This window comes from Pseudomonas kielensis (assembly GCF_014236655.1).
In the GTDB taxonomy this organism is placed as follows: domain Bacteria; phylum Pseudomonadota; class Gammaproteobacteria; order Pseudomonadales; family Pseudomonadaceae; genus Aquipseudomonas; species Aquipseudomonas kielensis.
Window position 1 is genome coordinate 12,436 of the sequence record NZ_JACMYG010000023.1, and the last position, 24,481, is coordinate 36,916.

At 63.4% G+C, this 24,481-nt stretch carries 25 protein-coding genes and 1 riboswitch; of the genes, 19 read left to right on the forward strand and 6 right to left on the reverse strand.

Annotated elements, in window-relative coordinates; genetic code table 11:
• Positions 1 to 77 precede the first annotated feature (77 nt).
• Positions 78 to 611, forward strand: a complete 534-nt coding sequence (locus tag H7995_RS19590; protein ID WP_166589103.1) for a C40 family peptidase — start codon at positions 78 to 80, stop codon at positions 609 to 611.
• Positions 612 to 637: 26 nt separating this feature from the next.
• Positions 638 to 1,300, forward strand: a complete 663-nt coding sequence (locus tag H7995_RS19595; RefSeq protein ID WP_166589102.1) for a class I SAM-dependent methyltransferase — start codon at positions 638 to 640, stop codon at positions 1,298 to 1,300.
• A 9-nt stretch (positions 1,301 to 1,309) separates the two neighbouring features.
• Here H7995_RS19595 and H7995_RS19600 read toward each other — a convergent pair whose 3' ends face one another.
• Positions 1,310 to 2,623 carry a PQQ-dependent sugar dehydrogenase gene (locus H7995_RS19600; RefSeq protein ID WP_185818754.1) on the reverse strand — a complete coding sequence of 438 codons (1,314 nt, stop codon included), beginning with the start codon at positions 2,621 to 2,623 and terminating at the stop codon, positions 1,310 to 1,312.
• A 66-nt stretch (positions 2,624 to 2,689) separates the two neighbouring features.
• Positions 2,690 to 3,274 (reverse strand): hypothetical protein, encoded by a 585-nt coding sequence (locus H7995_RS19605; RefSeq protein ID WP_182341854.1) that lies wholly within the window; start codon positions 3,272 to 3,274, stop codon positions 2,690 to 2,692.
• Between the two features lie 154 nt (positions 3,275 to 3,428).
• Positions 3,429 to 3,665: riboswitch (cobalamin riboswitch) on the forward strand.
• 83 nt (positions 3,666 to 3,748) lie between these two features.
• Between H7995_RS19605 and cobO the strand changes: the two genes are divergently transcribed.
• From cobO to H7995_RS19670, 14 genes are all read left to right on the forward strand, one after another.
• Positions 3,749 to 4,360: a cob(I)yrinic acid a,c-diamide adenosyltransferase gene (cobO, locus tag H7995_RS19610; RefSeq protein WP_166589099.1), complete on the forward strand. Its 612-nt coding sequence runs from the start codon at positions 3,749 to 3,751 to the stop codon at positions 4,358 to 4,360.
• A 10-nt stretch (positions 4,361 to 4,370) separates the two neighbouring features.
• Positions 4,371 to 5,702: a cobyrinic acid a,c-diamide synthase CobB gene (locus tag H7995_RS19615; protein WP_185818755.1), complete on the forward strand. Its 1,332-nt coding sequence runs from the start codon at positions 4,371 to 4,373 to the stop codon at positions 5,700 to 5,702.
• Positions 5,699 to 6,349, forward strand: a complete 651-nt coding sequence (gene bluB, locus H7995_RS19620; RefSeq protein ID WP_166589097.1) for a 5,6-dimethylbenzimidazole synthase — start codon at positions 5,699 to 5,701, stop codon at positions 6,347 to 6,349. The genes H7995_RS19615 and bluB overlap by 4 nt, the downstream gene beginning before the upstream one ends.
• Complete coding sequence (gene cbiB, locus H7995_RS19625) at positions 6,346 to 7,254, forward strand: adenosylcobinamide-phosphate synthase CbiB (RefSeq protein WP_182341851.1); 909 nt, start codon at positions 6,346 to 6,348, stop codon at positions 7,252 to 7,254. Before bluB ends, cbiB begins: the two co-directional genes overlap by 4 nt.
• A complete protein-coding gene (gene cobD, locus H7995_RS19630) occupies positions 7,247 to 8,248 on the forward strand; it encodes a threonine-phosphate decarboxylase CobD (protein ID WP_185818756.1) in 1,002 nt (333 codons plus the stop codon). Before cbiB ends, cobD begins: the two co-directional genes overlap by 8 nt.
• Positions 8,236 to 9,729 (forward strand): cobyric acid synthase, encoded by a 1,494-nt coding sequence (locus tag H7995_RS19635; protein WP_185818757.1) that lies wholly within the window; start codon positions 8,236 to 8,238, stop codon positions 9,727 to 9,729. Before cobD ends, H7995_RS19635 begins: the two co-directional genes overlap by 13 nt.
• Before the next feature lie 24 nt (positions 9,730 to 9,753).
• Positions 9,754 to 10,275, forward strand: a complete 522-nt coding sequence (cobU, locus tag H7995_RS19640) for a bifunctional adenosylcobinamide kinase/adenosylcobinamide-phosphate guanylyltransferase (protein ID WP_182341841.1) — start codon at positions 9,754 to 9,756, stop codon at positions 10,273 to 10,275.
• Entirely contained in the window at positions 10,272 to 11,327 is a 1,056-nt protein-coding gene (cobT, locus tag H7995_RS19645) for a nicotinate-nucleotide--dimethylbenzimidazole phosphoribosyltransferase (RefSeq protein ID WP_166589092.1), read from the forward strand. The genes cobU and cobT overlap by 4 nt, the downstream gene beginning before the upstream one ends.
• Positions 11,324 to 11,899: an alpha-ribazole phosphatase family protein gene (gene cobC, locus H7995_RS19650; protein ID WP_185818758.1), complete on the forward strand. Its 576-nt coding sequence runs from the start codon at positions 11,324 to 11,326 to the stop codon at positions 11,897 to 11,899. Before cobT ends, cobC begins: the two co-directional genes overlap by 4 nt.
• 2 nt (positions 11,900 to 11,901) lie before the next feature.
• The gene (locus H7995_RS19655) at positions 11,902 to 12,633 is read left to right on the forward strand and encodes an adenosylcobinamide-GDP ribazoletransferase (RefSeq protein ID WP_185818759.1); all 732 of its coding nucleotides are present in this window, start codon (positions 11,902 to 11,904) and stop codon (positions 12,631 to 12,633) included.
• Between the two features lie 62 nt (positions 12,634 to 12,695).
• Positions 12,696 to 13,100 carry a MarR family winged helix-turn-helix transcriptional regulator gene (locus tag H7995_RS19660; RefSeq protein ID WP_166589089.1) on the forward strand — a complete coding sequence of 135 codons (405 nt, stop codon included), beginning with the start codon at positions 12,696 to 12,698 and terminating at the stop codon, positions 13,098 to 13,100.
• Positions 13,101 to 13,152: 52 nt separating this feature from the next.
• A complete protein-coding gene (locus H7995_RS19665) occupies positions 13,153 to 14,361 on the forward strand; it encodes an MFS transporter (RefSeq protein WP_371927795.1) in 1,209 nt (402 codons plus the stop codon).
• The gene (locus H7995_RS28645; RefSeq protein ID WP_256669755.1) at positions 14,358 to 14,480 is read left to right on the forward strand and encodes a hypothetical protein; all 123 of its coding nucleotides are present in this window, start codon (positions 14,358 to 14,360) and stop codon (positions 14,478 to 14,480) included. The genes H7995_RS19665 and H7995_RS28645 overlap by 4 nt, the downstream gene beginning before the upstream one ends.
• A gap of 70 nt (positions 14,481 to 14,550) precedes the next feature.
• Positions 14,551 to 15,102 (forward strand): glutathione peroxidase, encoded by a 552-nt coding sequence (locus H7995_RS19670; RefSeq protein ID WP_166589088.1) that lies wholly within the window; start codon positions 14,551 to 14,553, stop codon positions 15,100 to 15,102.
• Between the two features lie 87 nt (positions 15,103 to 15,189).
• On the opposite strand, the gene H7995_RS19675 is transcribed toward H7995_RS19670, so the two are convergent.
• The 3 genes from H7995_RS19675 to H7995_RS19685 all read right to left on the reverse strand — a co-directional run bounded on the left by H7995_RS19675 (position 15,190) and on the right by H7995_RS19685 (position 17,591).
• The gene (locus tag H7995_RS19675) at positions 15,190 to 16,461 is read right to left on the reverse strand and encodes an OmpP1/FadL family transporter (protein ID WP_185818760.1); all 1,272 of its coding nucleotides are present in this window, start codon (positions 16,459 to 16,461) and stop codon (positions 15,190 to 15,192) included.
• A 145-nt stretch (positions 16,462 to 16,606) separates the two neighbouring features.
• The gene (locus tag H7995_RS19680) at positions 16,607 to 17,089 is read right to left on the reverse strand and encodes a hypothetical protein (protein ID WP_166589086.1); all 483 of its coding nucleotides are present in this window, start codon (positions 17,087 to 17,089) and stop codon (positions 16,607 to 16,609) included.
• Positions 17,090 to 17,366: 277 nt separating this feature from the next.
• Positions 17,367 to 17,591, reverse strand: a complete 225-nt coding sequence (locus tag H7995_RS19685; protein ID WP_007898912.1) for a hypothetical protein — start codon at positions 17,589 to 17,591, stop codon at positions 17,367 to 17,369.
• 871 nt (positions 17,592 to 18,462) lie between these two features.
• Between H7995_RS19685 and H7995_RS19690 the strand changes: the two genes are divergently transcribed.
• Together H7995_RS19690 and H7995_RS19695 are read left to right on the forward strand one after the other, a co-directional pair.
• The gene (locus H7995_RS19690; protein ID WP_166589085.1) at positions 18,463 to 18,786 is read left to right on the forward strand and encodes a sel1 repeat family protein; all 324 of its coding nucleotides are present in this window, start codon (positions 18,463 to 18,465) and stop codon (positions 18,784 to 18,786) included.
• Between the two features lie 175 nt (positions 18,787 to 18,961).
• Complete coding sequence (locus H7995_RS19695) at positions 18,962 to 20,326, forward strand: DNA recombination protein RmuC (RefSeq protein WP_162530235.1); 1,365 nt, start codon at positions 18,962 to 18,964, stop codon at positions 20,324 to 20,326.
• A 115-nt stretch (positions 20,327 to 20,441) separates the two neighbouring features.
• Here H7995_RS19695 and H7995_RS19700 read toward each other — a convergent pair whose 3' ends face one another.
• Positions 20,442 to 23,912 (reverse strand): hybrid sensor histidine kinase/response regulator, encoded by a 3,471-nt coding sequence (locus tag H7995_RS19700; RefSeq protein ID WP_166589084.1) that lies wholly within the window; start codon positions 23,910 to 23,912, stop codon positions 20,442 to 20,444.
• Positions 23,913 to 24,110: 198 nt separating this feature from the next.
• On the opposite strand from H7995_RS19700, the gene H7995_RS19705 reads away from it, so the two are divergent.
• Complete coding sequence (locus H7995_RS19705) at positions 24,111 to 24,422, forward strand: cupin domain-containing protein (RefSeq protein ID WP_182341829.1); 312 nt, start codon at positions 24,111 to 24,113, stop codon at positions 24,420 to 24,422.
• Positions 24,423 to 24,481: the final 59 nt, after the last annotated feature.

The window sequence follows — 24,481 nt, forward strand, 5'->3', positions numbered from 1 at the left end:
CGCGTAAGCCCTGCTTACGCGGTTTTGTTTTCAGCCTCTCGGCAATGACAGCCGTAGCCAGATCAGGATGTTCGGTAATGACGATGTCGGCCCGCCTTGCACTCATGTTCTGCGTCGCACTGCTCAGTGCCTGCGCCAGCCGTACGCCGCCACCGGCCAAGGTGGTCCGCGCACCGATTTTTGCCCCGACCCAGAATTTCTCCCCGGCTGCCGAAGATGTGCTGTTTCGCGCCCTGGGCCTGGTGGGCACCCCCTATCGCTGGGGCGGCAATACTCCGGATTCGGGATTTGATTGCAGTGGCTTGATTGGCTATGTCTACCGGGATGCGGCGGGTATTTCCCTGCCGCGCACCACCGGTGAAATGATCGGCATGCAGGCCCCCAGCGTCGGCAAAGAGGCCCTGCAGACGGGCGATGTGATCTTCTTTGCCACCAACGGCGGCTCTCGGGTCAGTCACGCCGGCATCTACGTCGGCGAAGGGCGCTTCGTGCATGCGCCGGCCACCGGTGGTACGGTCAAGCTCGACAGCTTGTCCAAAGCCTATTGGCAAAAAGCCTACCTGAGCGCCAAGCGCGTACTGCAACCCGAGCACCTGGCGCGCAATCCCTAGTTCACAACGGGTTGGCAGAGGTGGTGATGACCGCGCGTACGCTGAATCTCGACGATGCCCTTTACCAGTACCTGCTCGACGTCTCGCTGCGCGAAACGCCGCTGCAACGTCGTCTGCGTGACGAGACCCAGGCGCTGCCCATGGCGCGTTGGCAGGTAGCCCCGGAGCAGGGCCAGTTCCTGGCGTTGCTCATCAAGCTCACCGGCGCGCGCCGGGTCATTGAAGTGGGGACGTTCACCGGTTACAGCGCCCTGTGCATGGCCGCGGCCCTGCCGGATGATGGCCAACTGATCTGCTGCGACATCATCGGTGACTACAACGCCACGGCGCGCCGCTACTGGCAGGAAGCTGGCCTCGGCGAGCGCATCGAGCTGCGCCTGGCGCCGGCGTTGCAGACCCTGGCGCAGATAGAGCAGCAGGGGCAGGGTGGCAGTTTTGACCTGATATTCATCGATGCCGACAAGGCCAACTATCCGGCCTACCTGGAAAGCGCCCTGCGCCTGTTACGCAGTGGCGGTCTGGCGGTGTTCGACAACACCCTGTGGAGTGGCCGGGTCCTGGAGCTCCAGCCCGAGAGCGCCGACACCCGCGCCATCCAGGCACTCAACCTGGCCTTGAAGGATGATCCGCGAGTCGACCTGTCGTTATTGCCCCTGGGCGATGGCCTGACGCTGTGCCGCAAACGCTAGGCGCTGAGCTTACTGACGCCTGGACACCCGCCACACCTTGTTGCCCACGTCATCGGCCACCAGCAAGCTACCCTGCCGATCGATCACCACCCCCACCGGCCGGCCCATGGCCTCTTCGTCCTGATTGAGGAAACCACTCAGCACATCCATCGGCTGCCCGCTCGGTTTGCCGCCACTGAAGGGCACGAAGATCACCTTATAGCCGCTGTGGGGGTTGCGGTTCCACGAGCCGTGCTGGCCGATAAACGCGCCTTCGGTGAACGGCGCTGGCAGCGTGCTGCCTTGGGCGAAGGTCAGTCCCAGGGATGCCGTGTGTGGACCCACCGCGTAGTCCGGGGCGATGGCCTGGGCCACCCGATCCGGATCTTGCGGGCTGACGCGAGCATCGACGTGCTGGCCGAAGTAGCTGAAGGGCCAGCCATAAAAACCGCCGTCCTTGACCGACGTGATGTAGTCCGGCACCAGGTCGCTGCCGATCTCGTCTCGCTCGTTGACCGCCGTCCACAGCTTGCCCGAACTCGGCTCCCAGGCCATGCCATTGGGGTTGCGCAGGCCCGAGGCGAAAATCCGCTGATTGCCGGTAGCGCGATCCACCTCCCAGATGGCGGCGCGGCCCTGTTCCTGTTCCAGGCCGTTCTCCCCGACATTGCTGTTGGAGCCCACCGTGACATACAACTTGCTGCCGTCCTGGCTGGCGATGACGTTTTTGGTCCAGTGGTGATTCAGGGTGCCAGCGGGCAGGTCGATCACTTTCATCGGTTTGCTGGTGATCGAGGTTTGCCCCTCGACGTAGGTGAAGCGCAGCAGGCGATCGGTGTCGGCGACGTACAGGTCGTTGCCCACCAGGGTCATGCCAAATGGCGAATTGAGGTTTTCGATAAAACTGCTGCGGGTCTCAGCCACGCCATCGTGGTTGCCGTCGCGCAGCAGGGTGATGCGGTTGGCGCTTGGCACCGCGGCCCCAGCGCGGTCCATGACCTTGCCCATGACCCAGCCACGGATGCCTTTGCTGTCTTCAGGCTTGGGAGGTGCATTGGTTTCTGCGACCAGCACATCGCCGTTGGGCAGCACATAGAGCCAGCGCGGATGATCCAGCCCTTCGGCAAAGGCAGCCACCTGGGTGCCCGGCGCGGCGATCGGCTTGGCACCATTGGCCCAGCCGACTGCGGGGGCGATGTTGACCGTGGGGATCAAGGTTTTGTTTGGTTCAGGCAGCTTGGGCGAGGGCCCGGTGCCATCCTCGACCCTGAGGTTCGAGGTTTCTCCGCAGGCGACCAGGCTTGCGGCCAGGGCGATGACACCGACGAGGCGGGACTTGGACATGCGGCTCTCCGTTTGAATGCACCACTTAATGCATAGAGGAGCCAGCACGACCTTAGGTTCAATCCATCAGGTGCGCGCTTCCTTGAGCAGCACCGCGACACCGGGGTGGTAGTGCCCGGCTTCGTTGCGCAACTTGCGGTAGGCGTAGGGGAAATACCAGGCCACGGCGCAGCAGTGCTGCTTTTGCAGATCGTCGATCAGGTCCTGTAACTCTTCCGGCGTGGCGCTTTGCTGTGGTTTGTGGGGCGCCACGAACAGGCAGCCAAGTTTCAGCTCGTTGGAGTAGGCGATGGGTTTGGCTGCCGCCGTAATGTCGAGCAGCGCCTGGCTGAGGTTGAGGGCGTTGAGGCGCGGCCAGCGCTGGCTCGCTTGCAGGTAGGCGCGCTGTTGCGCGTTGGCAAGCAATAGGTCGGCACGGCCACTGCGATCGCCTTCCTCCACCTGCTTGGGGGTTGGGGTGTGTTGCAGGGTCACCATTTCCGCCATCCAGGCGGCTGCCGAGAGCAGGCTCAGGTTGGCACGCTCATCGAACCAGTAGGGGCTTTCACCGTCGCCGCGCACGGCGTTGAAGCGGTCGATGCAGGTAAACCAGCGTTCCAGTACCGGGCGCAGGAATTCCAGCTTCGGGTTACTGATGATCATGCCTTGCATGTTGCTCACCCTTATTATTGTCGTATTGGTGTATGGCTATTTGATATCACTGCTTTCGACCTCGCACAAGACAGGCAGGGGTTTATCGCGCCGGGCGGTTTTCTCTGTGCCGATAAACCCGGCTTTAATTGACGCTCCACCCCCAACGCACTAACCTTCGCGACTTGTTTCAGGTGCTCGGTGACCCCAGGGTCGATCGAGTGAAACAGGGAAGCCGGTGAGCGCGCGTTCTATGACAGAACGGGCGACGATCCCGGCGCTGCCCCCGCAACGGTAAATGAGTGAAAACGACGCTTTGAGCCACTGTATCGGTGTCCGATATGGGAAGGCGCGTCGTCCGGCCAGCGCGCCACTCATGAGCCCGGAGACCGGCCTGATCCATCCAGCGGCATCACGGTGGGCGATGCCAGGCTTCTTGCCGTCTATTCCTATGCCTGCCCGCCGTTATCCAGCCTCAACGGAGAGCTCCCCCCCATGACTGATTCCCCTGATCGTGACGAACGCCACCTGGCGCGCATGCAGCGCAAAAAAGCCGTGATCGATGAACGTATTGCCAACTCGCCCAACGAATGTGGCCTGCTGCTGGTGCTGACCGGCAACGGCAAAGGCAAGAGCAGCTCGGCGTTCGGCATGCTCGCCCGCGCCATGGGCCATGGCATGCAGTGCGGCGTGGTGCAGTTCATCAAGGGCCGCAACAGCACGGGCGAGGAGCTGTTTTTCCGGCGCTTCCCTGAGCAGGTGCGGTTTCATGTGATGGGCGAAGGGTTCACCTGGGAAACCCAGGATCGCCAGCGCGATATCGCCGCGGCCGAGGCTGCCTGGCAGGTGTCCCGCGAACTGCTGCGCGACCCGGCGATCGGCCTGGTGGTGCTCGATGAGCTGAACATCGCCCTCAAGCATGGCTACCTCGATCTCGATCAGGTGCTCAGCGACCTGCAAGCCCGCCCGCCGATGCAGCACGTGGTGGTCACCGGCCGCGGCGCCAAAGAGCAAATGATCGAGCTGGCTGACACCGTCACCGAAATGGGCGTGATCAAGCATGCGTTCCAGGCCGGGATCAAGGCGCAAAAAGGCGTCGAGCTGTGAGCATCGTTTTATGACCAGCAGTCGTTTTTGCCCGGCGGTACTGATCGCCGCGCCAGCCTCAGGCCAAGGCAAGACTACCGTCACCGCCGCCCTGGCCCGTTTGCACCGCAATCAGGGGCGCAAGGTCCGGGTGTTCAAGTGCGGCCCGGATTTTCTCGACCCGATGATTCTCGAGCGCGCCAGTGGCCAGCCGGTGTATCAGTTGGACATGTGGATGGTCGGCGAGCAGGAAAGTCGCCGGCTATTGTGGGAAGCCGCCGCTGAGGCTGATCTGATCCTGATCGAAGGGGTCATGGGGTTGTTCGACGGCACCCCGTCCAGCGCCGACCTGGCGCGCCACTTCGGGGTGCCGGTGCTGGGAGTGATCGACGGCACCGCCATGGCCCAGACCTTTGGGGCGCTGGCATTGGGCCTGGCGCGGTATCAGCCGGACCTGCCGTTTGCCGGCGTGCTCGCCAACCGGGTGGGGACCCTGCGCCACGCCCAGTTGCTGGAAGGCAGCCTGACCGAAGGCCTGCGCTGGTATGGCGCGCTGTCCCGGGAGACCGGGATTGAATTGCCGAGCCGGCACCTGGGCCTGGTGCAAGCCAGTGAGCTGAACGACTTGGACCTGCGCCTCGATGCCGCCGCCCAAGCGCTGGGCAGCAGTTGCCAGGTGGCCTTGCCGCCAGCCGTGGAATTTGCCGCGCCCGACGTGATCCCGGTCGAGCCGTTGCTTGCGGGAGTCAGCATTGCGGTAGCCCGTGATGAAGCGTTCGCGTTCACCTACGGTGCGAGCCTGGATTTGCTGCGAGCGATGGGCGCCGAGTTGCGCTTCTTCTCGCCGATCCGTGACAGTCAGTTGCCTGAGGCCGATAGCCTGTACCTGCCTGGCGGCTACCCGGAATTGCACCACGTGGCGTTGGCGCGCAACACCGCGATGCTCGACGCCGTCCGCGCCCATCACGCCGCCGGCAAGCCGCTGCTCGCCGAGTGTGGCGGCATGCTGTACCTGCTCGATTCCCTCACCGACGTAGACGGCACGCGTGCCGAACTGGTGGGATTGCTGGCAGGCGCTGCGGTGATGCAAAAACGCCTGGCGGCGTTGGCGCTGCAAGCGGTCGAGCTGCCAGAAGGCACGTTGCGTGGGCACACGTACCACCATTCGCTGACCAGTACGGAACTTGAGCCGATTGCCCGTGGGCTGAGCCCGAACGGCGGGCGGGGCGCGGAGGCGGTTTATCGTGAGGGGCGGATGACGGCCTCTTATGTGCACTTTTATTTCCCGTCCAATCCTGGGGCGATCGCCGCATTGTTTGCGCCGAACCCTGAGGGAGCGAGCGCGCTCGCGAACGGCTCATGACCGACAACGCCTTTACCGACACCGAGCGCCAGGCGGTCTACCGCGCCATCGCCGAGCGGCGCGACATGCGCCACTTCAGCGGTGGCACAGTGGAGCCCGAGCTGCTGCGCCGTTTGCTTGAAGCGGCCCATCAGGCGCCCAGTGTCGGCCTGATGCAGCCATGGCGCTTCATTCGCATCAGCGACCGCGCCTTGCGTGGGCAGCTCCAGGCGTTGGTGGAGGAAGAACGCATCCGCACCGCCCAAGCCCTCGGCGAGCGCAGCGATGAGTTCATGAAACTCAAGGTCGAAGGCATCAGCGATTGCGCCGAAGTGCTGGTGGCCGCGTTGATGGACGATCGCGAGCGGCATATTTTCGGCCGCCGCACCTTGCCGGAAATGGACATGGCGTCGTTGTCCTGCGCGATCCAGAACCTCTGGCTGGCCTCGCGCGCCGAAGGCCTGGGCATGGGCTGGGTTTCGCTGTTCGAGCCCCAGGCACTGGCCGATCTGTTGCAACTGCCGGCCGGGGCCAAGCCTGTGGCGATTCTCTGCCTGGGCCCGGTCAAGGCCTTTTATCCGGCGCCGATGCTGGCCCTTGAAGGCTGGGCGCAAGTGCGTCCGCTGCATGAATTGCTGTATGAAAATGTCTGGGGAGTGAGTCAATGAGTGTGGCGTTGTTGAGTGTCGCTGGCGTTGCGCTGGATGCGCTGCTGGGCGAACCCAAGCGCTGGCATCCGCTGGTGGCGTTCGGTCGATTTGCCGGGCGCATCGAGCAGCGTTTCAATTCTGCCGGCCGTGGCTGGCGCAGCCATGGGGTGACCGCGTGGGTGCTGGCCGTGGTGCCGCTGACCCTGTTGGCCACGGCGTTGTCCTGGCTGCCTTACCTCGGCTGGATCGTCGAGATCCTGGCCCTGTATTGCGCCCTGGGCTTGCGCAGCCTGGGCGAGCACGTCGAGCCGGTGGCCCAGGCGCTGCGCAGCAATGACCTGGACGAAGCACGCACCCGCGTCAGTTACCTGGTCAGCCGCCAGACCAGTGAGCTGGACGCCAACGAAGTGGCCCGCGCGGCCACCGAATCGGTCCTGGAAAATGGCAGCGATGCAGTGTTTGCCGCGTTGTTCTGGTTCGCCGTGGCCGGGGCCCCCGGGGTGGTGCTGTATCGCCTGAGCAATACCCTGGACGCCATGTGGGGCTATCGCAACGAACGGTTCGAGCGGTTCGGCTGGGCGGCGGCGAAAATCGACGACGTGCTCAACTACATTCCCGCACGCCTGGTGGCCTTGACCTATGCGGTGCTCGGCAAGACCCGGCTGGCCCTCAAGTGCTGGCGTACCCAGGGACCGACCTGGGACAGCCCGAATGCCGGCCCGGTGATGGCTGCCGGGGCTGGCGCACTGGGCGTCGAACTGGGTGGGGCGGCCATCTATCATGGCGAACTGCACCAGCGTCCGCCATTGGGCGAGGGCGTACCGGCGGACGCCGACTCCATCGATCGTGGCTGGTTGCTGGTCCAGCGCGGGGTATGGTTATGGCTGTTGATCCTCTGTGTGGGGGCCGAGTTTTATGCTTGAACACGGTGGTCGCCTGCGCAAGGCGGCGTTGCACTATGGAATTGCTGAGGCCGACTGGCTCGACCTCTCCAGCGGGCTGGCACCCTGGCCATGGGCTATCCCGCCGATTCCCGCCAGGGCCTGGGCCCGCTTGCCGGAAACCGAGGACGGCCTGGAGCAGGCTGCCCGGCAATACTATGGCGCGACTCAGGTACTGCCGGTCGCCGGTTCGCAGATGGCCATCCAGTTGCTGCCACGCTTGCGGCGTGCCGGCAAAGTCGGCGTCCTGTCGCCCTGTTATGCCGAGCACGCCGAAGCCTGGCGGCGTAACGGCTACATCGTGCGCGAGGTGCTGGAGCAGGAGGTGGAGCTTTTCATCGACAACCTCGACGTGCTGGTGGTGGTCAACCCCAACAACCCCACAGGCTTGAGCCTGACCCCGGAGCGCCTGCTCGACTGGCATGCCCGCCTGGCCCAGAGAGGCGGCTGGCTGGTGGTGGACGAAGCGTTCATGGACAACACCCCGCACCTGAGCCTGGCGTCTTTTGCCCATCAGGTCGGGCTGATCGTGTTGCGTTCCTTCGGCAAGTTCTTCGGCCTGGCCGGGGTGCGCCTGGGGTTTGTCCTGGCCGAACGGCGGCTGCTCAATCTGCTCGCCGAGCAGGTGGGCCCCTGGGCGGTTGCCGGGCCGACACGGGTGCTGGGGCAAGCCTGCCTGCTCGACAGCGAAGGTCATCGGCGCCAGCGCCAGCGCAGTGAAGAGGCGAGCGAACGTCTGGTCGAACTGCTGGAACGGCATGGTTTCAAGCCTCAGGGCGGCTGCGCGCTGTTCCAGTGGTTGAGCACCGAACGTGCCGAGCACCTGTATGAATTCATGGCACGCCAGGGCATTTTGCTGCGCCTGTTCAGCCACAACAGCAGCCTGCGCTTCGGCCTGCCGGCCGACGAAACCGACTGGTTGCGCCTTGAGCGTGCCTTTGTCGCCTATGCCAAGGAAACCTCATGCCCACGTTGATGGTACAAGGTACCACGTCCGATGCCGGCAAAAGCACCCTGGTGACGGCGCTCTGCCGTTGGGCGACGCGCCAGGGGGTACCGGTGGTGCCGTTCAAGCCGCAGAACATGGCGCTCAACAGCGCTGTCACCGCCGACGGTGGCGAAATCGGTCGGGCCCAGGCAGTGCAGGCCCAGGCCGCGAACCTCGAACCCCACACCGACATGAACCCGGTGCTGCTCAAGCCCAACAGCGATACCGGGGCCCAGGTGATCATTCACGGGCGCGCGGTGACCAGCATGAATGCGGTCGCGTATCACGACTACAAGGCCATCGCCATGCAGGCAGTACTTGCCTCGCACCAACGCCTGAGCGCGGCCTATCCGCTGGTGATGGTGGAAGGGGCGGGGTCGCCGGCCGAGATCAACCTGCGGGCCGGTGACATCGCCAACATGGGCTTTGCCGAGGCCGTCGATTGCCCGGTGGTGTTGATTGCCGACATCAATCGTGGCGGAGTCTTCGCCCATCTGGTGGGCACCCTGGAATTGCTGTCGGCCAGCGAGCAGGCGCGGGTCAAGGGTTTCATCATCAACCGTTTTCGCGGTGACATCGCCTTGCTGCAACCGGGCCTGGACTGGCTGGAGGCGCGGACCGGCAAGCCGGTCATCGGGGTCTTGCCCTATGTCATGGACCTGCACCTGGAAGCCGAGGACGGCATTGACCAGCGCCAGGCCGACAAGGCCGAGCAGGTACTCAAGGTGGTGGTGCCGGTATTGCCGCGCATCAGCAACCACACTGACTTCGATCCGCTGCGCCTGCACCCGCAGGTCGATCTGCAATTCGTCGGGCCGGGCCAGGCGATACCGCCCGCCGACCTGATCATCCTGCCGGGCTCCAAGAGCGTGCGCAGCGACCTTGCGTACCTGCGGGCCAATGGCTGGGACACCGCCATCGCCCGTCACCTGCGCTACGGCGGCAAGCTGCTGGGCATCTGTGGCGGCCTGCAAATGCTCGGCACGCAGTTGCATGATCCGCTGGGCTTGGAAGGGGCCGCGGGCTCCAGTGCCGGGCTGGGCTTGCTGGCCTTCGACACGGTGCTGGAGGCCGAGAAGCAACTGCGCAATGTGCGTGGCCGCCTGGTGCTGGAAAACGCTGCGGTCAGTGGCTATGAAATTCATGCCGGGGTCACCCGTGGGGTGGCGCTGGAGCAGCCCGCCGTGTTGCTCGACGACGGCCGCAGCGATGGCGCGCAGAGTGCCGATGGGCAGGTCCTCGGGACTTACCTGCATGGTCTGTTCGAGTCGCCGGCTGCATGCAGTGCGCTGTTGCGCTGGGCCGGGCTTGCGGATGTGCAGGCGGTCGATTATCACGGGCTGCGCGAGCGCGACATCGAGCGCCTGGCGGACCTGGTGGAGAAGCACCTGGATACCGGGCTGTTGCGCGAGCTCTGTGGTTTGTCGGTTGACCGGCCTGGGCGCCTCGCTGCGCAGAGTCGCCCCTGATACCGCTCATAAAAGGTTATGACCATGCTGCAATTGATCCTTGGCGGTGCCCGTTCCGGCAAAAGCCGCCTGGCTGAAAAGCTCGCCACCGACAGCTCCCTGGCGGTGACCTACATTGCCACCAGCCAGCCGCTGGATGGCGAAATGAACGCCCGGGTCGCCCATCACCGGGCGCGCCGTCCGGCCGAGTGGGGGTTGATCGAGGAGCCCCTGGCGCTGGCGCGGGTTCTGCGCGAAACCGCCAGTGCCGAGCGCTGCCTGCTGGTGGATTGCCTGACCCTGTGGCTGACCAACCTGCTGATGCTCGACAACCCCGAGCGTCTGGCCCAGGAACGTGAAGCCCTGCTGGACTGCCTGGCGGCGTTGCCGGGAGAGGTGATTTTTGTCAGCAACGAGACTGGAATGGGGGTCGTGCCGCTGGGCGAACTGACTCGCCGTTATGTCGATGAAGCCGGTTGGTTGCATCAAGCCCTGGCTGAGCGCTGTCAGCGTGTCGTGTTGACCGTCGCCGGCCTGCCCCTGACTTTGAAAGGTACTGCGTTATGACTCAATCCTGGTGGCTGAACCCGTGCAAGGCCGTTGATCGCCAAGCCGTGCAAGACGCCGAGCAGTTGCAACAGCAACTGACCAAGCCCGCCGGCTCGCTGGGGCAGCTGGAAACGCTGGCGGTGCAGTTGGCGGGGCTGCAAGGTCGACTCAAGCCGAGCGTGAACCAGCTGTGGATCGGGATTTTTGCCGGTGACCACGGGGTGGTGGCCGAAGGGGTCTCGGCCTTTCCCCAGGAAGTCACGGGGCAGATGTTGCGCAACTTCGTCAACGGCGGCGCGGCCATCAGCGTGCTGGCGCGTCAGCTGCAAGCCCGGCTGGAAGTGGTCGACCTCGGCACCGTCACCCCATCGCTGAACCTGCCGGGGGTGCGCCACCTGCACCTGGGGCCTGGCACCGCCAACTTCGCCCATGGCCCGGCCATGACTGCGGCCCAGGGCGCGCAAGCCTTGCAAGCCGGGCGCGGGACCGTGTTGCGAGCCCTGGCCGAAGGCGCGGAGCTGTTCATCGGCGGCGAGATGGGCATTGGCAATACCACCGCGGCCAGTGCCTTGGCCTGTGCCTTGCTGGATTGTCCGGTGGCCCATCTCACCGGCCCGGGCACCGGCTTGGACACGGCGGGCGTCAGCCACAAGACCCAGGTCATCGAACGCGCCCTGGCTTTGCACGCGGCGCAGCGCGGTGACCCGCTGCAAACCCTGTTCAACCTCGGCGGCTTTGAAATCGCCGCGCTGGTCGGCGCTTACCTGGCCTGTGCCCAGGAAGGGCTGGCGGTGCTGGTGGACGGCTTTATCTGCAGCGTCGCAGCCCTGATTGCCGTGCGCCTCAATCCGGCTTGTCGCGAGTGGCTGCTGTTCGGCCACCGCGGGGCCGAGCCGGGTCACCGGCATGTCCTGGAAACCTTGAACGCGCAACCGCTGCTCGACCTCGGCTTGCGCCTGGGCGAGGGCAGCGGTGCGGCGCTGGCGGTGCCCTTGCTGCGCCTGGCCTGCGACCTGCACGGGCAGATGGCGACCTTTGCCGAGGCGGCGGTTGCCGATCGCCCGGCATGACCTTGCACCTGGATCTGCTGCGCCACGGTGAAACCGAACTGGGCGGCGGCCTGCGCGGCAGTCTGGATGACGCGCTCACCCCGCTGGGTTGGCAGCAGATGCGCGACGCCGTGGTGGGGGGCGGCCCCTGGAGCCGACTGGTGAGTTCGCCCCTGCAACGCTGTGCGCGGTTTGCCGAGGAGCTGGGCGCGCAACTGGGCCTGCCGGTGACGCTGGAGCAGGATCTGCAAGAGCTGCATTTTGGCGCCTGGGAAGGGCGCAGCGCGGCGGCGTTGATGGAAACCGACGCCGACGCCCTTGGCCGGTTCTGGTCAGACCCTTATGGTTTCACCCCGCCCGAGGGCGAGCCCGTGAGCGACTTCTCGGCGCGGGTGTTGGCGGTGGTGCAACGCTTGCATCAGGCCTATGCCGGTGAGCGGGTGTTGCTGGTCAGCCATGGCGGGGTCATGCGCCTGCTGCTGGCACGCGCGCGCGGGTTGCCGCGCGAGCAATTGCTGAACGTCGAAGTCGGCCACGGCGGGCTGTTCTCCCTGCAGGTCGAGGCTGACGTCGTGCTTCGGGAAGAGGCGTAGACATGTTGCCATTGTGGATCGCCCTGCAATTTCTCAGCAGCCTGCCGATTCGCCTGCCGGGCATGCCATCCCCCCAGGAGCTGGGACGCTCGCTGCTGTTTTATCCGCTGGTGGGGCTGTTGTTCGGTGGGCTGTTGTGGGGCCTGAACGCCTTGCTGTCGGGGGCTCCGGCGATGTTGCACGCGGCCATCCTGTTGACGGTGTGGGTGGTGCTCAGTGGCGGCTTGCACTTGGATGGCCTGGCCGACAGTGCCGATGCCTGGCTGGGAGGTTTTGGTGATCGCGAACGCACCCTGACCATCATGAAAGACCCACGCAGCGGACCGATTGCGGTGGTCACCCTGGTGCTGGTCCTGCTGCTCAAATTCGCCGCCTTGCTGGCGCTGATCGAACACCAGGCCACGGTCGCGTTGATCCTTGCGCCACTGCTCGGACGCACGGCCTTGCTCGGCTTGTTCCTGACGACGCCTTATGTGCGGGCAGGGGGGCTGGGGCAGGCACTGGCTGACCACTTGCCACGCAGGATCGGCCAGCGGGTGCTGCTGCTCAGTGCGCTGGCCTGCGTGCTGATGGCGGGCTGGAGTGGGGTGATTGCGCTGGTGGCGGCGGCCGGGGTGTTCGCCGGTGTGCGTCATTTGATGATGCGGCGCCTTGGCGGGACCACCGGGGATACGGCGGGGGCATTGCTGGAATTGCTGGAAGTGGCGGTGCTGATGGCTCTGGCGCTGGCTTGAGCTAAACCGGGAAATCGTAAGCAAAGCTTGCATAAAGTCAAACGCGGGTATATACACGCACCATGCTAGCCTCTCAGTGTTTATGCACCAACCTGCGTCGCGCCGCCCGTGGCGTCAGCAGGCATTACGACGGCGCCCTCGATGGCTTCGGGATCAACGTTGCCCAGTATTCTTTGCTGTGCAATCTGCAGCGCCTGGATCAGCCGAGTATTTCCACCCTGGCCGAGGCCATGGGCCTGGATCGCAGCACCCTGGGGCGTAACCTGCGGGTGCTGGAAGGCGAAGGGCTGGTGCGGTTGGTCGAGGGTGAAGACCAGCGCAACCGCATCGTGCAATTGACCGAGGCTGGGCGTGAGCGCCTGGCGGCGGCTTTGCCGGCCTGGGAAGCGGCGCAACAACGCTTGATCGATCGGTTGGGCGCCGAGAAGCGCGCAACGTTGCTGGCCTTGCTGGACGAACTCGCATGAAGCGGGTTTTTTCGAGTTTAAGCGGGTATATACCCGCGAATGGAGAAGAATAATGACATCGATGTGGCGTAGCAGCGGTTGGGTGTTAGTCGGAAGTGCGCTGATTCTGGCGTTGGCCCTCGGCGTGCGGCATGGCTTCGGCCTGTTCCTGCCGCCGATGAGTGAGCAGTTCGGCTGGGGGCGTGAAGTGTTTGCCTTTGCCATCGCCTTGCAGAATCTGATCTGGGGCCTGGCACAGCCCTTTACCGGCGCGCTGGCGGATCGCTTCGGTGCGGCGAAAGTGGTGCTGGTGGGCGGTGTCCTGTATGCGGTGGGCCTGGTGTTCATGGGCTTGGCCGATTCGCCGCTGTCGCTGTCGCTCAGTGCCGGCCTGTTGATCGGTATCGGCCTGTCCGGCACATCGTTTTCGGTGATTCTCGGCGTGGTCGGGCGTGCCTTGCCGGCGGAGAAGCGCAGCATGGGCATGGGGATCGCCAGTGCCGCCGGCTCTTTCGGCCAGTTTGCCATGTTGCCCGGCACCCTGGGCCTGATCGGCTGGCTGGGCTGGTCCAGTGCGTTGCTGGTGCTGGGTGTGCTGGTGGCGTTGATTGTGCCGCTGGTGAGTATGCTCAAGGACAAGCCACTGCCGGTGCTGGGGCATGAGCAGACACTGAAGGAGGCCCTGCACGAGGCCTGTTCGCACTCCGGCTTCTGGCTGCTGGCGTTCGGCTTTTTTGTCTGTGGTTTCCAGGTGGTGTTCATCGGCGTGCACTTGCCGGCCTACCTGGTGGACCAGCATCTGCCGGCCACTGTCGGCACCACGGTGCTGGCCTTGATTGGTCTGTTCAATATCTTCGGCACCTACACCGCCGGCTGGCTTGGCGGGCGCATGTCCAAGCCGCGCCTGCTCACCGGCCTGTACCTGCTGCGTGCGGTGGTGATCGGGCTGTTTCTGTGGATGCCGGTGACCCAGACCAGCGCCTACCTGTTCGGCATGGCGATGGGTTTCCTATGGCTGTCGACGGTGCCTTTGACCAACGGTACGGTGGCGACCCTGTTCGGTGTGCGAAATCTCTCTATGCTGGGAGGTATCGTCTTCCTCTTTCACCAGTTGGGTTCGTTCCTCGGTGGCTGGTTGGGCGGGGTGGTGTATGACCGAACAGGAAACTATGACTTGATCTGGCAAGTAGCGATTCTCCTCAGCCTGCTGGCTGCGGCCTTGAACTGGCCGGTGCGTGAGCGTCCGGTGGCGCGCTTGCAAGCCCAGGCAAGTGCGGCATGAGCCGGATCGCCCTCAAGCTGGTGGCGGCGGCCGCTGTCGCGCTGCTGTTGGCGCTGGCCTGGTGGGGCTGGCACCAGGGTGGCCTGGCCATGATGCAGTTGGGACTGGGAGCCTGCTAAATAGCCACTTGCTATCATTTGTGCAGGGCGAGTAACGTCGCCCTCTGACGATTTCTCGAGGACACCCGATATGCCGATGCGCTGGCTAGCTGTTCCCGCTCTGCTGTTGCTGGTCGCTGTCCCGGCGTTGGGCGCCGAGTGCCCGGCATTGCTGTCGGGCTCATTGCCCAAGCTGCATGCCAAGGAGTCCATTGAGCTGTGCCAGCGTTACGCCGGCAAACCGCTGGTGGTAGTCAACACTGCCAGCTTCTGTGGTTTCGCTCCGCAGTTCAAAGGCCTCGAGGCGCTCTACCAGCGCTACAAGGACCAAGGCCTGGAAGTGCTTGGCGTGCCGTCCAATGACTTCAAGCAGGAGTCCGGGGATGGTGCCGAGACGGCCAAGGTCTGCTACGTCAATTATGGCGTGACCTTCACCATGACCGAGCCGCAGAAAGTCCGCGGCGCCAGCGCTACCCATCTGTTCAAGGTGCTGGCCGAGCAGAGCAGTTCGCCGAAGTGGAATTTCTATAAGTATGTGGTGGATCGCCAGGGCAACGTGATCGCCAACTTTTCCAGCTTGACCAAGCCCGAAAGCCCGGAATTCATCGCGGCAGTGGAGCAGGCGCTGGCGTCGAAACCCTGAATGCCAGCCAGCAAAAAGCCCCGCCTCTGAACCCGAGAGCGGGGCTTTTTGCTGTTCAGCCTGCGCGCCGTTCAGGCACGCGGTGAATCAGAAGCGGTAGGTCGCGCCCACACCAAAGCCGTTTGCCCAGTTTTCATACTTGGCGTTGTAGGTCTGGCCACGGTCGTTTTTATTGTTGACCTTGACGGCTTCTTCCTTGAGGTAGGAGTAGGCCACGTCGATGGTCAGGTCTTCCGTTGGGCTCCAGCCGGCGCCCAGGCTGAAGATGGTACGGTCGCCAGTCGGGATGCGTGGGGAGCGATCGACGTTGTTGGTCGGGGCCTGGTCAAACGACAGGCCGGTACGCAGTACCCACTGTTTGTTCAGCTTGTACGAAGCACCGATGGCGTGCGCCCAGGTGTCGTGCCAGTTCTGCTCTTCGGTGATTTCGCCGAACTGCGAACCCAGCACGCCAGGTACGCCCTTGTTCTCCACGGTGATTTCTTTCAGGCGGCTCCAGCGAGTCCAGGTGCTGCCTGCGTAGAGGGTCCACTGGTCGTCCAGGGCGTGGGTCACCGAGAAGTCCACCGACTCAGGGGTGGTCAGGTCCAGGGACGCGTCGTACTTCTGGTCCTTGCTCTGGCCAACCAGCGGCAGCAGGCCGTAGTTGACCTTGGTGTTGCCTTCGAGCTTGTACTTCACTTTCGAGTGGTAGGTCAGGCCGACGCGGGTGCTGTCGGTCAACTGGGCCAGGACCCCGATGTTGTAGCCCAGGGCAGTATCGTCACCCTTGATGCGCACGTGGCCATCGGGGGCTGCCTGGGTAATCGACAGGTCGGATTCCAGCTTGCCTTCGATACGGTTGATGGTCGGACCAAAACCGATGGAGACCTTGTCATTGAATGCGTAGGAAACAGTTGGCTGCAGGGTCACGACTTTTACGTCGCTCTTGCTGCCGAAGTATTTGCCGGCAAAACCGTTCTCGTAGTCGGTGACCAGGCCAAACGGCGCGTACATGCCAACGCCGACGGCCCACTGGTCATCGATCGGCTTGACGTAGTAGCCCATTGGGACGGCAATGAACGGAACCATGTCGCCCTGGTTGGTGCCATTGTTAGGGCTGGAGCTGGCTTTGCTGATGTCGGTGTGGGCATCGAGCATGGCGACCCCGCCGGTGACTTGTTCGCGCTTGAGGCGCGACATGCCGGCCGGGTTACCGAAAATTGTGCTTGCATCTTCAGCGACAGAAGAACGCCCGGCGAAACCAGTACCCATCCCACTGATGCTTTGTTCGTTGATGGCAAAGCCAGCTGCGAAGATCTGGGTGGATGCCAAGGTAACGGCGAGGCTAAGGGTGGTTTTGAGCATGACTTTTTTCATTATTAGAACTCCGGGTGATCACCGGGGCGAAAATTACCAACATTTTCGACTCAGCGCTATAGCCGGTAATGCTTGAGATAGAGCAGTTTTGTAGGACAATCCGACCAAAATCGTAGCTTTTTCGCCGATCTTGCAAAATGCCCGGTCAGCAGGCGACCTGATTCATCGGTGAAACACAGGCGCGCCATGCGCACGTGAAGTCGCGCAGGCGTCCTTGGGGTTGGAAGGTCTGGCGCCAGATTCGGGCCATGCCCAACAGATCGTCGGGTTCGGGCAGCGGGGTGTTTTGCTCTTCGATCAGCAGCCAGGCAATGGCCGTGGCGTAGCGCAGGTTGACCGTCAGTTCCAGGTGCGGGCCGCTGAGGAAAGCATGCTGGCTGGCGAGGCCGCGTACCAGGCTGGCACGCTCCGGATCCAGGGCCAGGTAGTCATCCCACAGGGCCTGGTGGCGAAGCTCGGCAATCCGGTACAGGCCGTGGCCACGGCGGTCATGCAGGGCGGAGCCTAAGGCTGACTGGCTGGCGGCGACACCCAGCAGCAGGGATTCGGCGGTCGTGCTGTGTCGTCCCAGGTAAATCAAGGTAGGACGGATCACAAAACGGCTCAGTTCGCTGGCAGCGATACCCATAAGGCCCTCGAAACGTTAAGTGAGCGGCGATACCTGAATGGGGGGCTTGGCAGCGGTAGGTCGACTCAGGCTCGCCGGAAGCGGATCATGCCGCTTGAGTTGAAGTGTAGTGTCATATTCTTGCTGTAAAGGACTGTTTTTAAAATATTTCCAGCTCGCAGTTATAACCCTTATATCGGTTGGTGCTTAAGCCAGGGCACGGCAGGGGGAAATATCAGGCAATAAAAAGCCCCGCATTTTCAGCGAGGCTTTTGGGGTGTTCAGCCTTTTCGACGTCTCAGGCAACCAGTGCCTGGCGAGTACGCTCAATCACGGCCTGCAGCGGCTCGGCGCTGGAGTACTGGTCGGGGTACAGGCGTTCGCTGTGACGAGCGATGCCGTGTTCGTTAACCAGCGTGAAGCTGAAGCAGCCTTTGCGAGCGGCCATGATCAGGCAGTTCATTGGGGCAAAAGCGTTGGTTAGGGTGCGAATGGCATCCTGAGTATGGATTTGAGTCGACATAATTATTAGTGTTCCTGCAAATGACACGGAATCTGATCCGTGCAGCGTTAAAACGTTCCAGTAACGTCGATCACCATTGATCGAACGAAGAACCCGACTGGAACAAAGCAGCCAGTTGAAGCGCTATTAAATGTGCGCGCTTGGGCCGGCAGGTAGGTACTTAGGAGGGCAGGCAACACATCAAGGGCAAAGGTTCTGGGCCCGGGGTGAAGATCCTGATCAATCTGCAGGTTGGTTCGGTCAGAGTAAGTGAGCTTCGCAACACCCTTTGCATTCGATTCAAAGGCTGTGTTGTCGCAAGCGTTACCTGGAAACCATCGAGGTGGTCGATCCCGTGATGTCGGTAGAGGCTTCTCTTTAGGGAAGGTTTACCGCGGGAGGTGTTCGACCAGAATTGACTTTCAGCTTGGTACTAACGCTGCGGATACTAACGGATTGAATTGCTTAAGGGAAGTGTGATAGGCAAAAAAACATTTGCTTACGTTTGCCGGGTTGTTACCTCTGCCAGGCAAAACGCACACAAAAAGTGCGGCGATATAACCAGTGCACAGGTACTTGTGCACAACAGGCGGGCAGGGTGTCCCCCCACCGGCATTTCCCCGCTGGGCACAGTGGGTGCCTGTAGTGAAAATTTAAGTCAATGAAAAACATCGCTTTTTTTTACTGGTGAAAAAATCGTCAGTTTGAGCGGGAGCCCCATTCCACAGGGCTTCTGGCGAGTTCGGGGCGGGTTGTCCACTGAGTTATCCACAGCTTCTGTGGATTGTCCCGAGCGCTTGCTCTAGGACGGGCGTGCCGGGTTTTTTTCGGCTTTACCCGTACGAAAAAAGGAGTAAAGTGGCGCGCCTTCCGATCTGTCCCGCAGTGCTTTATGAAGTTTCGCTCAGTATCAACTTCTGTTACCTCCCCACCCCCAGGTGTTACCGCCCCCAAGCGCATGTCGATGCGAGTGGCCGAGTGGTTGCTTGACAGTCCCCGCCTGGGCGAAAACCCGAACGTCAAACATTTTGCCGGGCGTTTGCTCAAGGCGCCTGCCCGTGAAGGGGTGGTGGCCGCACAAAGTCGCCTGGGCCAGTTGATGTGCCGCGAGTGTGGCAATGCCCGCGACCGCCGCATTGGCCAGGACCTGCTGCGCCAGGCCGCACGTGCCGGTGACCGGCGGGCCCTGCGCGAGCTCGGGCAGATCGAAGACTGAGCTGTCCAAGCCCCGGCGGCTTGGTTAACCTTCGGGCTTTAATTCTTCGGCAGGAGTCGTCATGGCTATGGACTTGACCAGTGTGTTGCTCGGTCTGGCGGGCGCTGGGTTGCCGTTGTTGTTTCTGGCGTGGCAACTGCAGCGCCGGCTGAGCCTGGCGCAGGCCGACCGGGCGCTGCTGGAGGAGCGTCTGGGTACCGCCCAGTTGGCCCAGGACGGCCTGAGTGCGCAACTGGATGCCTGCCGCGATGAAATCAGCGACCTGGGGCAAGCCAACGCCAGCAAGCAAGCCGAGCTGGCGGCCGTGCGCCGGGAAGTCGAGCTGCTGCAGATCGAGCGCGACAACGCCCGTGACGCGGCCCACGCCTGGAACCTCGAGCGCAACAGCAAAGAGACCGAGCTGCGGCGCCTGGATGCCCAGGCCGCTTCGCTGAATGCCGAATTACGCGAGCAACAGGACAGCCATCAACAGCGCCTCAACGACCTGCAAGGTTCACGCGATGAGCTGCGCGCGCAGTTCGCCGAGCTGGCGGGGAAGATCTTTGATGAGCGTGAGCAGCGGTTTGCCGAGACCAGCCAGCAGCGCCTGGGCCAGTTGCTCGACCCGCTGAAGGAGCGCATTCAATCCTTCGAAAAACGCGTCGAGGAAAGTTATCAGGCCGAGGCGCGCGAGCGTTTCTCCCTGGGCAAGGAGCTGGAGCGCCTGCAGCAACTGAACCTGCGCCTGAGTGACGAGGCAACCAATCTCACCCGTGCCCTCAAGGGCCAGAAAACCCAAGGCAACTGGGGCGAGTTGATTCTGGAGCGGGTGCTGGAGCATGCGGGCCTGGAGAAGGGTCGCGAGTACCAGACCCAGGTCAACCTCAAGGGCCCGGATGGCGAGCGTTTCCAGCCGGACGTGTTGATTTACCTGCCGGGCGACAGGCAAGTGGTGGTCGACTCCAAGGTCAGCCTCACGGCCTATCAACAGTACGTGGCGGCCGAGGATGCGGCGCTTGGCCAGGCGGCTCTCAAACAGCATGTGCAATCCTTGCGCAACCATGTCAAAGGCTTGTCCGACAAGGATTACAAGCGCCTTGAAGGCCTGCACAGCCTCGACTTCGTGTTGCTGTTCGTGCCCATCGAAGCGGCGTTTTCCGCAGCGCTGCAGGCCGAACCGAACCTTTTTCAAGAGGCCTTCGATCGGCATATCGTGATCGTCAGCCCGACCACCTTGCTCGCAACCCTGCGGGTGATCGACAGCCTGTGGAAGCAGGAGCGCCAGAGCCAGAACGCCCGGGAAATCGCCGAGCGTGCGGGTTGGCTGTACGACAAGTTCGTGTTGTTCATCCAGGACCTGGACGAAGTCGGCAATCGCTTGCAGCAGTTGGATAAAGCCTACAGCGCGGCCCGCAACAAGCTGACTGAGGGCCGTGGCAACCTGGTCAGCCGCAGCGAGCAGCTCAAACTGCTCGGCGCACGGGCCAGCAAGAGCCTGCCAGCGGACTTGCTGGAGCGGGCGATGACCGATGTCGACGGCCTGGCCGAACTGCCCGAGTAACCCCGAGCGCTCGCCTAGCCCATCGACCCGGTGTCCGATCTGGCGCCGGCTGCGCCGTCGGACGCAGCCTCGCGTTGCCCGACAGCTGCGACGGGGAGCGTCGCCTGGGTGATGGTCACAGTGGCAAATGCCGACTCAACAAGGCGCGCAAGGCCGCTGGCTTCACCGGCTTGGCCAAGTAATCCAGCCCCGCGGCGTGCACTTGGGCGACCATCTCGGGGCGGCCGTCGGCGCTGATCACCACGCCCGGCACCGGCTCACCGAGGCGGGTGCGCAGCCAGGCCATCAATTGAGTCCCGGTTTCGCCGTCATCGAGGTGGTAGTCCACCAGCGCCAGTTGCGGGCGCATGCCCTGGTCGAGCAGCGTCGCGCATTCCTCGCGGTTGCGTGCGGTAAACACCTGGCAGCCCCAGCGCGTGAGCAGGCTGTTCATGCCGATCAGGATGCTGTCTTCGTTATCCACGCACAGCACCTGCGCGCCCGTGGGCAGGCGGCCATTGAGCTCGGCGACTTTGCCAGGGGCGCTGGCCTGGGCGCGAGCCAGCGGCACGCTGACGCTGAACACGCTGCCTTTGCCCGGCCATGAACGCACTTGCAGTTGATGGCCGAGTACCCGGCACAAGCCGTCGGCAATCGCCAGGCCCAGCCCCAGGCCTTTCTCGGCGCGGGTCTGGTGGCTGTCCAGGCGCTTGAATTCTTCGAAGATCACCTGGCGCTTGTCTTCCGGGATCCCCGGGCCACGGTCCCAGACTTCCAGGCACAGTTGGTCGCCCTTGCGGCGTACCCCCAGCAGCACCGGGCCCTTGGCGTAGCGGAAGGCATTGGTGAGGAAATTCTGCAGCACCCGGCGCAGCAGTTTGCTGTCGCTGTCGACCCGCAGGCGGCTGCCGCGCAGGCGGAACTTCAAGCCTTGTTCGCGGGCCAGGGCCTTGAATTCAGCGCCCAGGGTGTCGAACAGTTCGTTGAGCACAAAGGGCTGGCGATCCGGGTTGATCTTGCCGTTTTCCAGGCGCGAGATGTCCAGCAGATCGCTGATCAGGTCCTCGGCCGAGCGCAGCGAACTGTCCAGGTGCTGCACCAGTTGCTGGGTTTCCGGGCTCAGGTCTTCGTCACGGTGGGACAGGGCCGCAGAGAACAGGCGCGCCGCATTCAAGGGCTGCATCAGGTCATGGCTGACCGCCGCGAGGAAGCGGGTTTTCGACTGGTTGGCCGACTCGGCCGTGCCTTTGGCTTCGGTCAGGGCGACGTTCAGTTGCGACAGTTCGTGGGTCCGCTCGGTGACGCGGCGCTCCAGGCCTTCGTTGGCCTCGGTCAGCGCCTGCTCGGCTTCGCGGAACGCGGTGATGTCGGTGAAACTCATGACAAAACCACCGCCCGGCATCGGGTTGCCGATCAGCTCGATCACCCGGCCGTTGGGGAACAGCCGCTCGGAGGTGTGGGCACGCCCCTGGCGCATCCAGTGCAGGCGGCGGGCCACGTGCACTTGCGCCTCGCCAGGGCCGCACAGGCCGCGCTCGGCATTGTGGCGGATGATGTCGGCAATCGGCCGCCCGACACTGATCAACCCGTCGGGGTAGTTGAACAGTTCCAGGTAACGGCGGTTCCAGGCCACCAGCTTGAGCGACTGGTCGACCACGCTGATGCCCTGGGTGATGTTCTCGATTGCGCCTTGCAGCAGTGCGCGGTTGAACTGCAGCACCTCCGAGGCTTCGTCGGCGATGCGCACCACGTCTTCGAGCTGCATTTCCCGGCCTTCAATCGCGGCTTTCACCACGGCACGGGTCGATGAAGCCCCCAGGACGCCGGCGAGCAGGCGCTCGGTGTGGGCGATCCATTCACCATCGGCATTCTGGTTCGGGTTGAAGCCTTTGCCCTGGCGATAGGCGAAGCGGATGAAGCTCTGCCGCGCTCGTTCTTCGCCCACGAAACGGGCCGCCAGTTGCAGCAGGTCGTCGATCTGCACCGCGAGCAGTGAGCGGGCATTGGGCCGCGCGCTGATCTCCTGGCCGATGAAGCGCCCGGCCTGCCAGTGTTCCGAGACCCGGGTGCGGGACAGCACCGAGACCCAGGCGAACAGGGTGAAGTTGCCCGCGAGGGAAAGCACCACGCCCTGGGTCAGCGGGGTGATCGGCAGGTTCAGCGGGTTGCTGTGCAGCCAGCCGAGGCCGGGGAAACTGCTCAGCGACCAGCCCATGCTGTGGGCGGCAATCGGCAGGATCAGCGTGTAGAACCACAGGAAGGTACCGGCGGCGAGGCCGGCGAATACGCCGCGGCGGTTGGCCTGTTTCCAGTACAGCGCGCCAAGCATCGCAGGCGCCAGCTGGGTGACCGCGGCAAAGGCGATCTGGCCAATGGTGGCCAGGCTGGCGGTGGAGCCGAGCAGGCGATAGGCGACATAGGCCAACAGCAGAATCACCACGATGCTCACGCGGCGGACCGAGAGCATCCAGTGGCGGAACACTTCGAACGGGCGCTCGGCGTTTTTGCGCCGCAGCAGCCACGGCAGCAGCATGTCGTTGGACACCATGGTCGACAGCGCGACACTGGCAACGATCACCATGCCGGTGGCGGCCGAGGCACCGCCGATAAACGCCAGCAGCGCCAGGGCCGGATGGGCCTGGGCCAGTGGCAGGCTGATGACGAAGGAGTCGGGCAGCACCGAGCTGGGCAGCAGCATTTGCCCGGCCAGGGCAATCGGCACCACGAACAGCGCGGCCAGGGCCAGGTAGGCGGGGAATACCCATTTCGCCAGGCGCAGGTCCTGGGGTTCGATGTTCTCCACCACCGTGACGTGAAACTGCCGGGGCAGGCAGATGATCGCCATCATCGCCACACCGGTCTGCACCACCATCGACGGCCAGTTGATGGTTTCCTTCCAGTATTGCTCCAGGCGCGGGGCGAGCATGGCCTGGTCGAACAGGTCGTCGAAGCCGTCGTACAGGCCGTAGGTGACAAATGCGCCGACAGCAAGAAAAGCGAACAGCTTGACCAGCGACTCAAAGGCGATTGCCAGCACCATGCCCCGGTGGTGCTCGGTGGCATCCAGGTTGCGGGTGCCGAAGACGATGGTGAACAACGCCAGGATCAGCGACACGATCAGCGCCGTGTCCTGGGCGCGGGTGCCCATGGCGTCGGCGCCGGCGCCGATCAGCAGGTTGACCCCCAGGACGATACCTTTGAGCTGCAAGGCAATGTAAGGCAGCACCCCGACCAAGCAGATCAGCGCCACCACCACCGCCAGCGACTGGGATTTGCCGTAGCGGGCGGCGATGAAGTCGGCAATCGAGGTGATGTTCTCCTGCTTGCTGATCATCACCATTTTTTGCAGGACCCAAGGCGCGAACACCAGCAGCAGGATCGGCCCCAGGTAAATCGGCAGGAACGACCAGAGCTGTTCGGCGGCCTGGCCCACCGCCCCAAAGAAGGTCCAACTGGTGCAATAGACAGCCAACGACAGGCTGTACACCCAGGCGCGCATGCGCGGCGGCAGCGGCGTGCTGCGGCGGTCGCCATAAAAGGCGATGGCGAACATGATGGCCATATAGGCCAGGGCGACGGCGGCGATCAGCCCGCTGGACAACGACATGGAAACTCCTGGCAAAAGACGCCCGGGATTGCAGCCCGGTCGGACAGTCTCGCACGATGTTCAGGCGGCGTCAGTGTCGACCAAGGTCTCAGCGTGGCGGGGTGTCGCAGGGCGATCGTGTGCCAGCCGAGCCTGAGCATCGCATTTGCGTTAGCCTTGGTCATCCATCAGTACCGTGCCCAAGGATTACTCCCACCCATGAAGATCATCCGCAGCAAAGCGTTTACCGGCGAACGTGCCTGGGCGGCGCTGGAGATTGCCAACATGAATGGCATCACCACCCGCCTGCACTGGACGGACCAGCCATACAAATGGCACGTCAACGATGGCCAGGAAGTGTTTGTGGTGCTCGATGGACAGGTGCAGATGCGCTACCGCGAGAACGGTGTCGAGCAGGCCGTTTTGCTGGAGGTCGGGGATATTTTCTACGCGGCGGTGGGCACCGAGCACGTGGCGCACCCACAAGGGCCGGCGCGGGTGTTGGTGGTCGAATCCGAGGGCAGTGTGTAAGCGCATATCTGCAAAATAGATAACAGTTAGAGATATTACCCGTTATATAGATATTCGAT

Coding starts and splice junctions, on each gene's coding strand:
- cbiB (WP_182341851.1), top strand. CDS start 6,346: ATGAGTGTGGCGTTGTTGAGTGTCGCTGGCGTTGCGCTGGATGCGCTG.
- H7995_RS19680 (WP_166589086.1), bottom strand. CDS start 17,089: ATGGGTATCGCTGCCAGCGAACTGAGCCGTTTTGTGATCCGTCCTACC.
- H7995_RS19665 (WP_371927795.1), top strand. CDS start 13,153: ATGACATCGATGTGGCGTAGCAGCGGTTGGGTGTTAGTCGGAAGTGCG.
- H7995_RS19600 (WP_185818754.1), bottom strand. CDS start 2,623: ATGTCCAAGTCCCGCCTCGTCGGTGTCATCGCCCTGGCCGCAAGCCTG.
- H7995_RS19700 (WP_166589084.1), bottom strand. CDS start 23,912: ATGTCGTTGTCCAGCGGGCTGATCGCCGCCGTCGCCCTGGCCTATATG.
- H7995_RS19635 (WP_185818757.1), top strand. CDS start 8,236: ATGCCCACGTTGATGGTACAAGGTACCACGTCCGATGCCGGCAAAAGC.
- cobO (WP_166589099.1), top strand. CDS start 3,749: ATGACTGATTCCCCTGATCGTGACGAACGCCACCTGGCGCGCATGCAG.
- H7995_RS19705 (WP_182341829.1), top strand. CDS start 24,111: ATGAAGATCATCCGCAGCAAAGCGTTTACCGGCGAACGTGCCTGGGCG.
- H7995_RS19595 (WP_166589102.1), top strand. CDS start 638: ATGACCGCGCGTACGCTGAATCTCGACGATGCCCTTTACCAGTACCTG.
- H7995_RS19615 (WP_185818755.1), top strand. CDS start 4,371: ATGACCAGCAGTCGTTTTTGCCCGGCGGTACTGATCGCCGCGCCAGCC.
- H7995_RS19690 (WP_166589085.1), top strand. CDS start 18,463: ATGAAGTTTCGCTCAGTATCAACTTCTGTTACCTCCCCACCCCCAGGT.
- H7995_RS19670 (WP_166589088.1), top strand. CDS start 14,551: ATGCCGATGCGCTGGCTAGCTGTTCCCGCTCTGCTGTTGCTGGTCGCT.
- bluB (WP_166589097.1), top strand. CDS start 5,699: ATGACCGACAACGCCTTTACCGACACCGAGCGCCAGGCGGTCTACCGC.
- H7995_RS19675 (WP_185818760.1), bottom strand. CDS start 16,461: ATGAAAAAAGTCATGCTCAAAACCACCCTTAGCCTCGCCGTTACCTTG.
- cobT (WP_166589092.1), top strand. CDS start 10,272: ATGACTCAATCCTGGTGGCTGAACCCGTGCAAGGCCGTTGATCGCCAA.
- H7995_RS19660 (WP_166589089.1), top strand. CDS start 12,696: ATGCTAGCCTCTCAGTGTTTATGCACCAACCTGCGTCGCGCCGCCCGT.
- H7995_RS19590 (WP_166589103.1), top strand. CDS start 78: ATGACGATGTCGGCCCGCCTTGCACTCATGTTCTGCGTCGCACTGCTC.
- cobC (WP_185818758.1), top strand. CDS start 11,324: ATGACCTTGCACCTGGATCTGCTGCGCCACGGTGAAACCGAACTGGGC.
- cobU (WP_182341841.1), top strand. CDS start 9,754: ATGCTGCAATTGATCCTTGGCGGTGCCCGTTCCGGCAAAAGCCGCCTG.
- cobD (WP_185818756.1), top strand. CDS start 7,247: ATGCTTGAACACGGTGGTCGCCTGCGCAAGGCGGCGTTGCACTATGGA.
- H7995_RS28645 (WP_256669755.1), top strand. CDS start 14,358: ATGAGCCGGATCGCCCTCAAGCTGGTGGCGGCGGCCGCTGTCGCGCTG.
- H7995_RS19685 (WP_007898912.1), bottom strand. CDS start 17,591: ATGTCGACTCAAATCCATACTCAGGATGCCATTCGCACCCTAACCAAC.
- H7995_RS19655 (WP_185818759.1), top strand. CDS start 11,902: ATGTTGCCATTGTGGATCGCCCTGCAATTTCTCAGCAGCCTGCCGATT.
- H7995_RS19605 (WP_182341854.1), bottom strand. CDS start 3,274: ATGCAAGGCATGATCATCAGTAACCCGAAGCTGGAATTCCTGCGCCCG.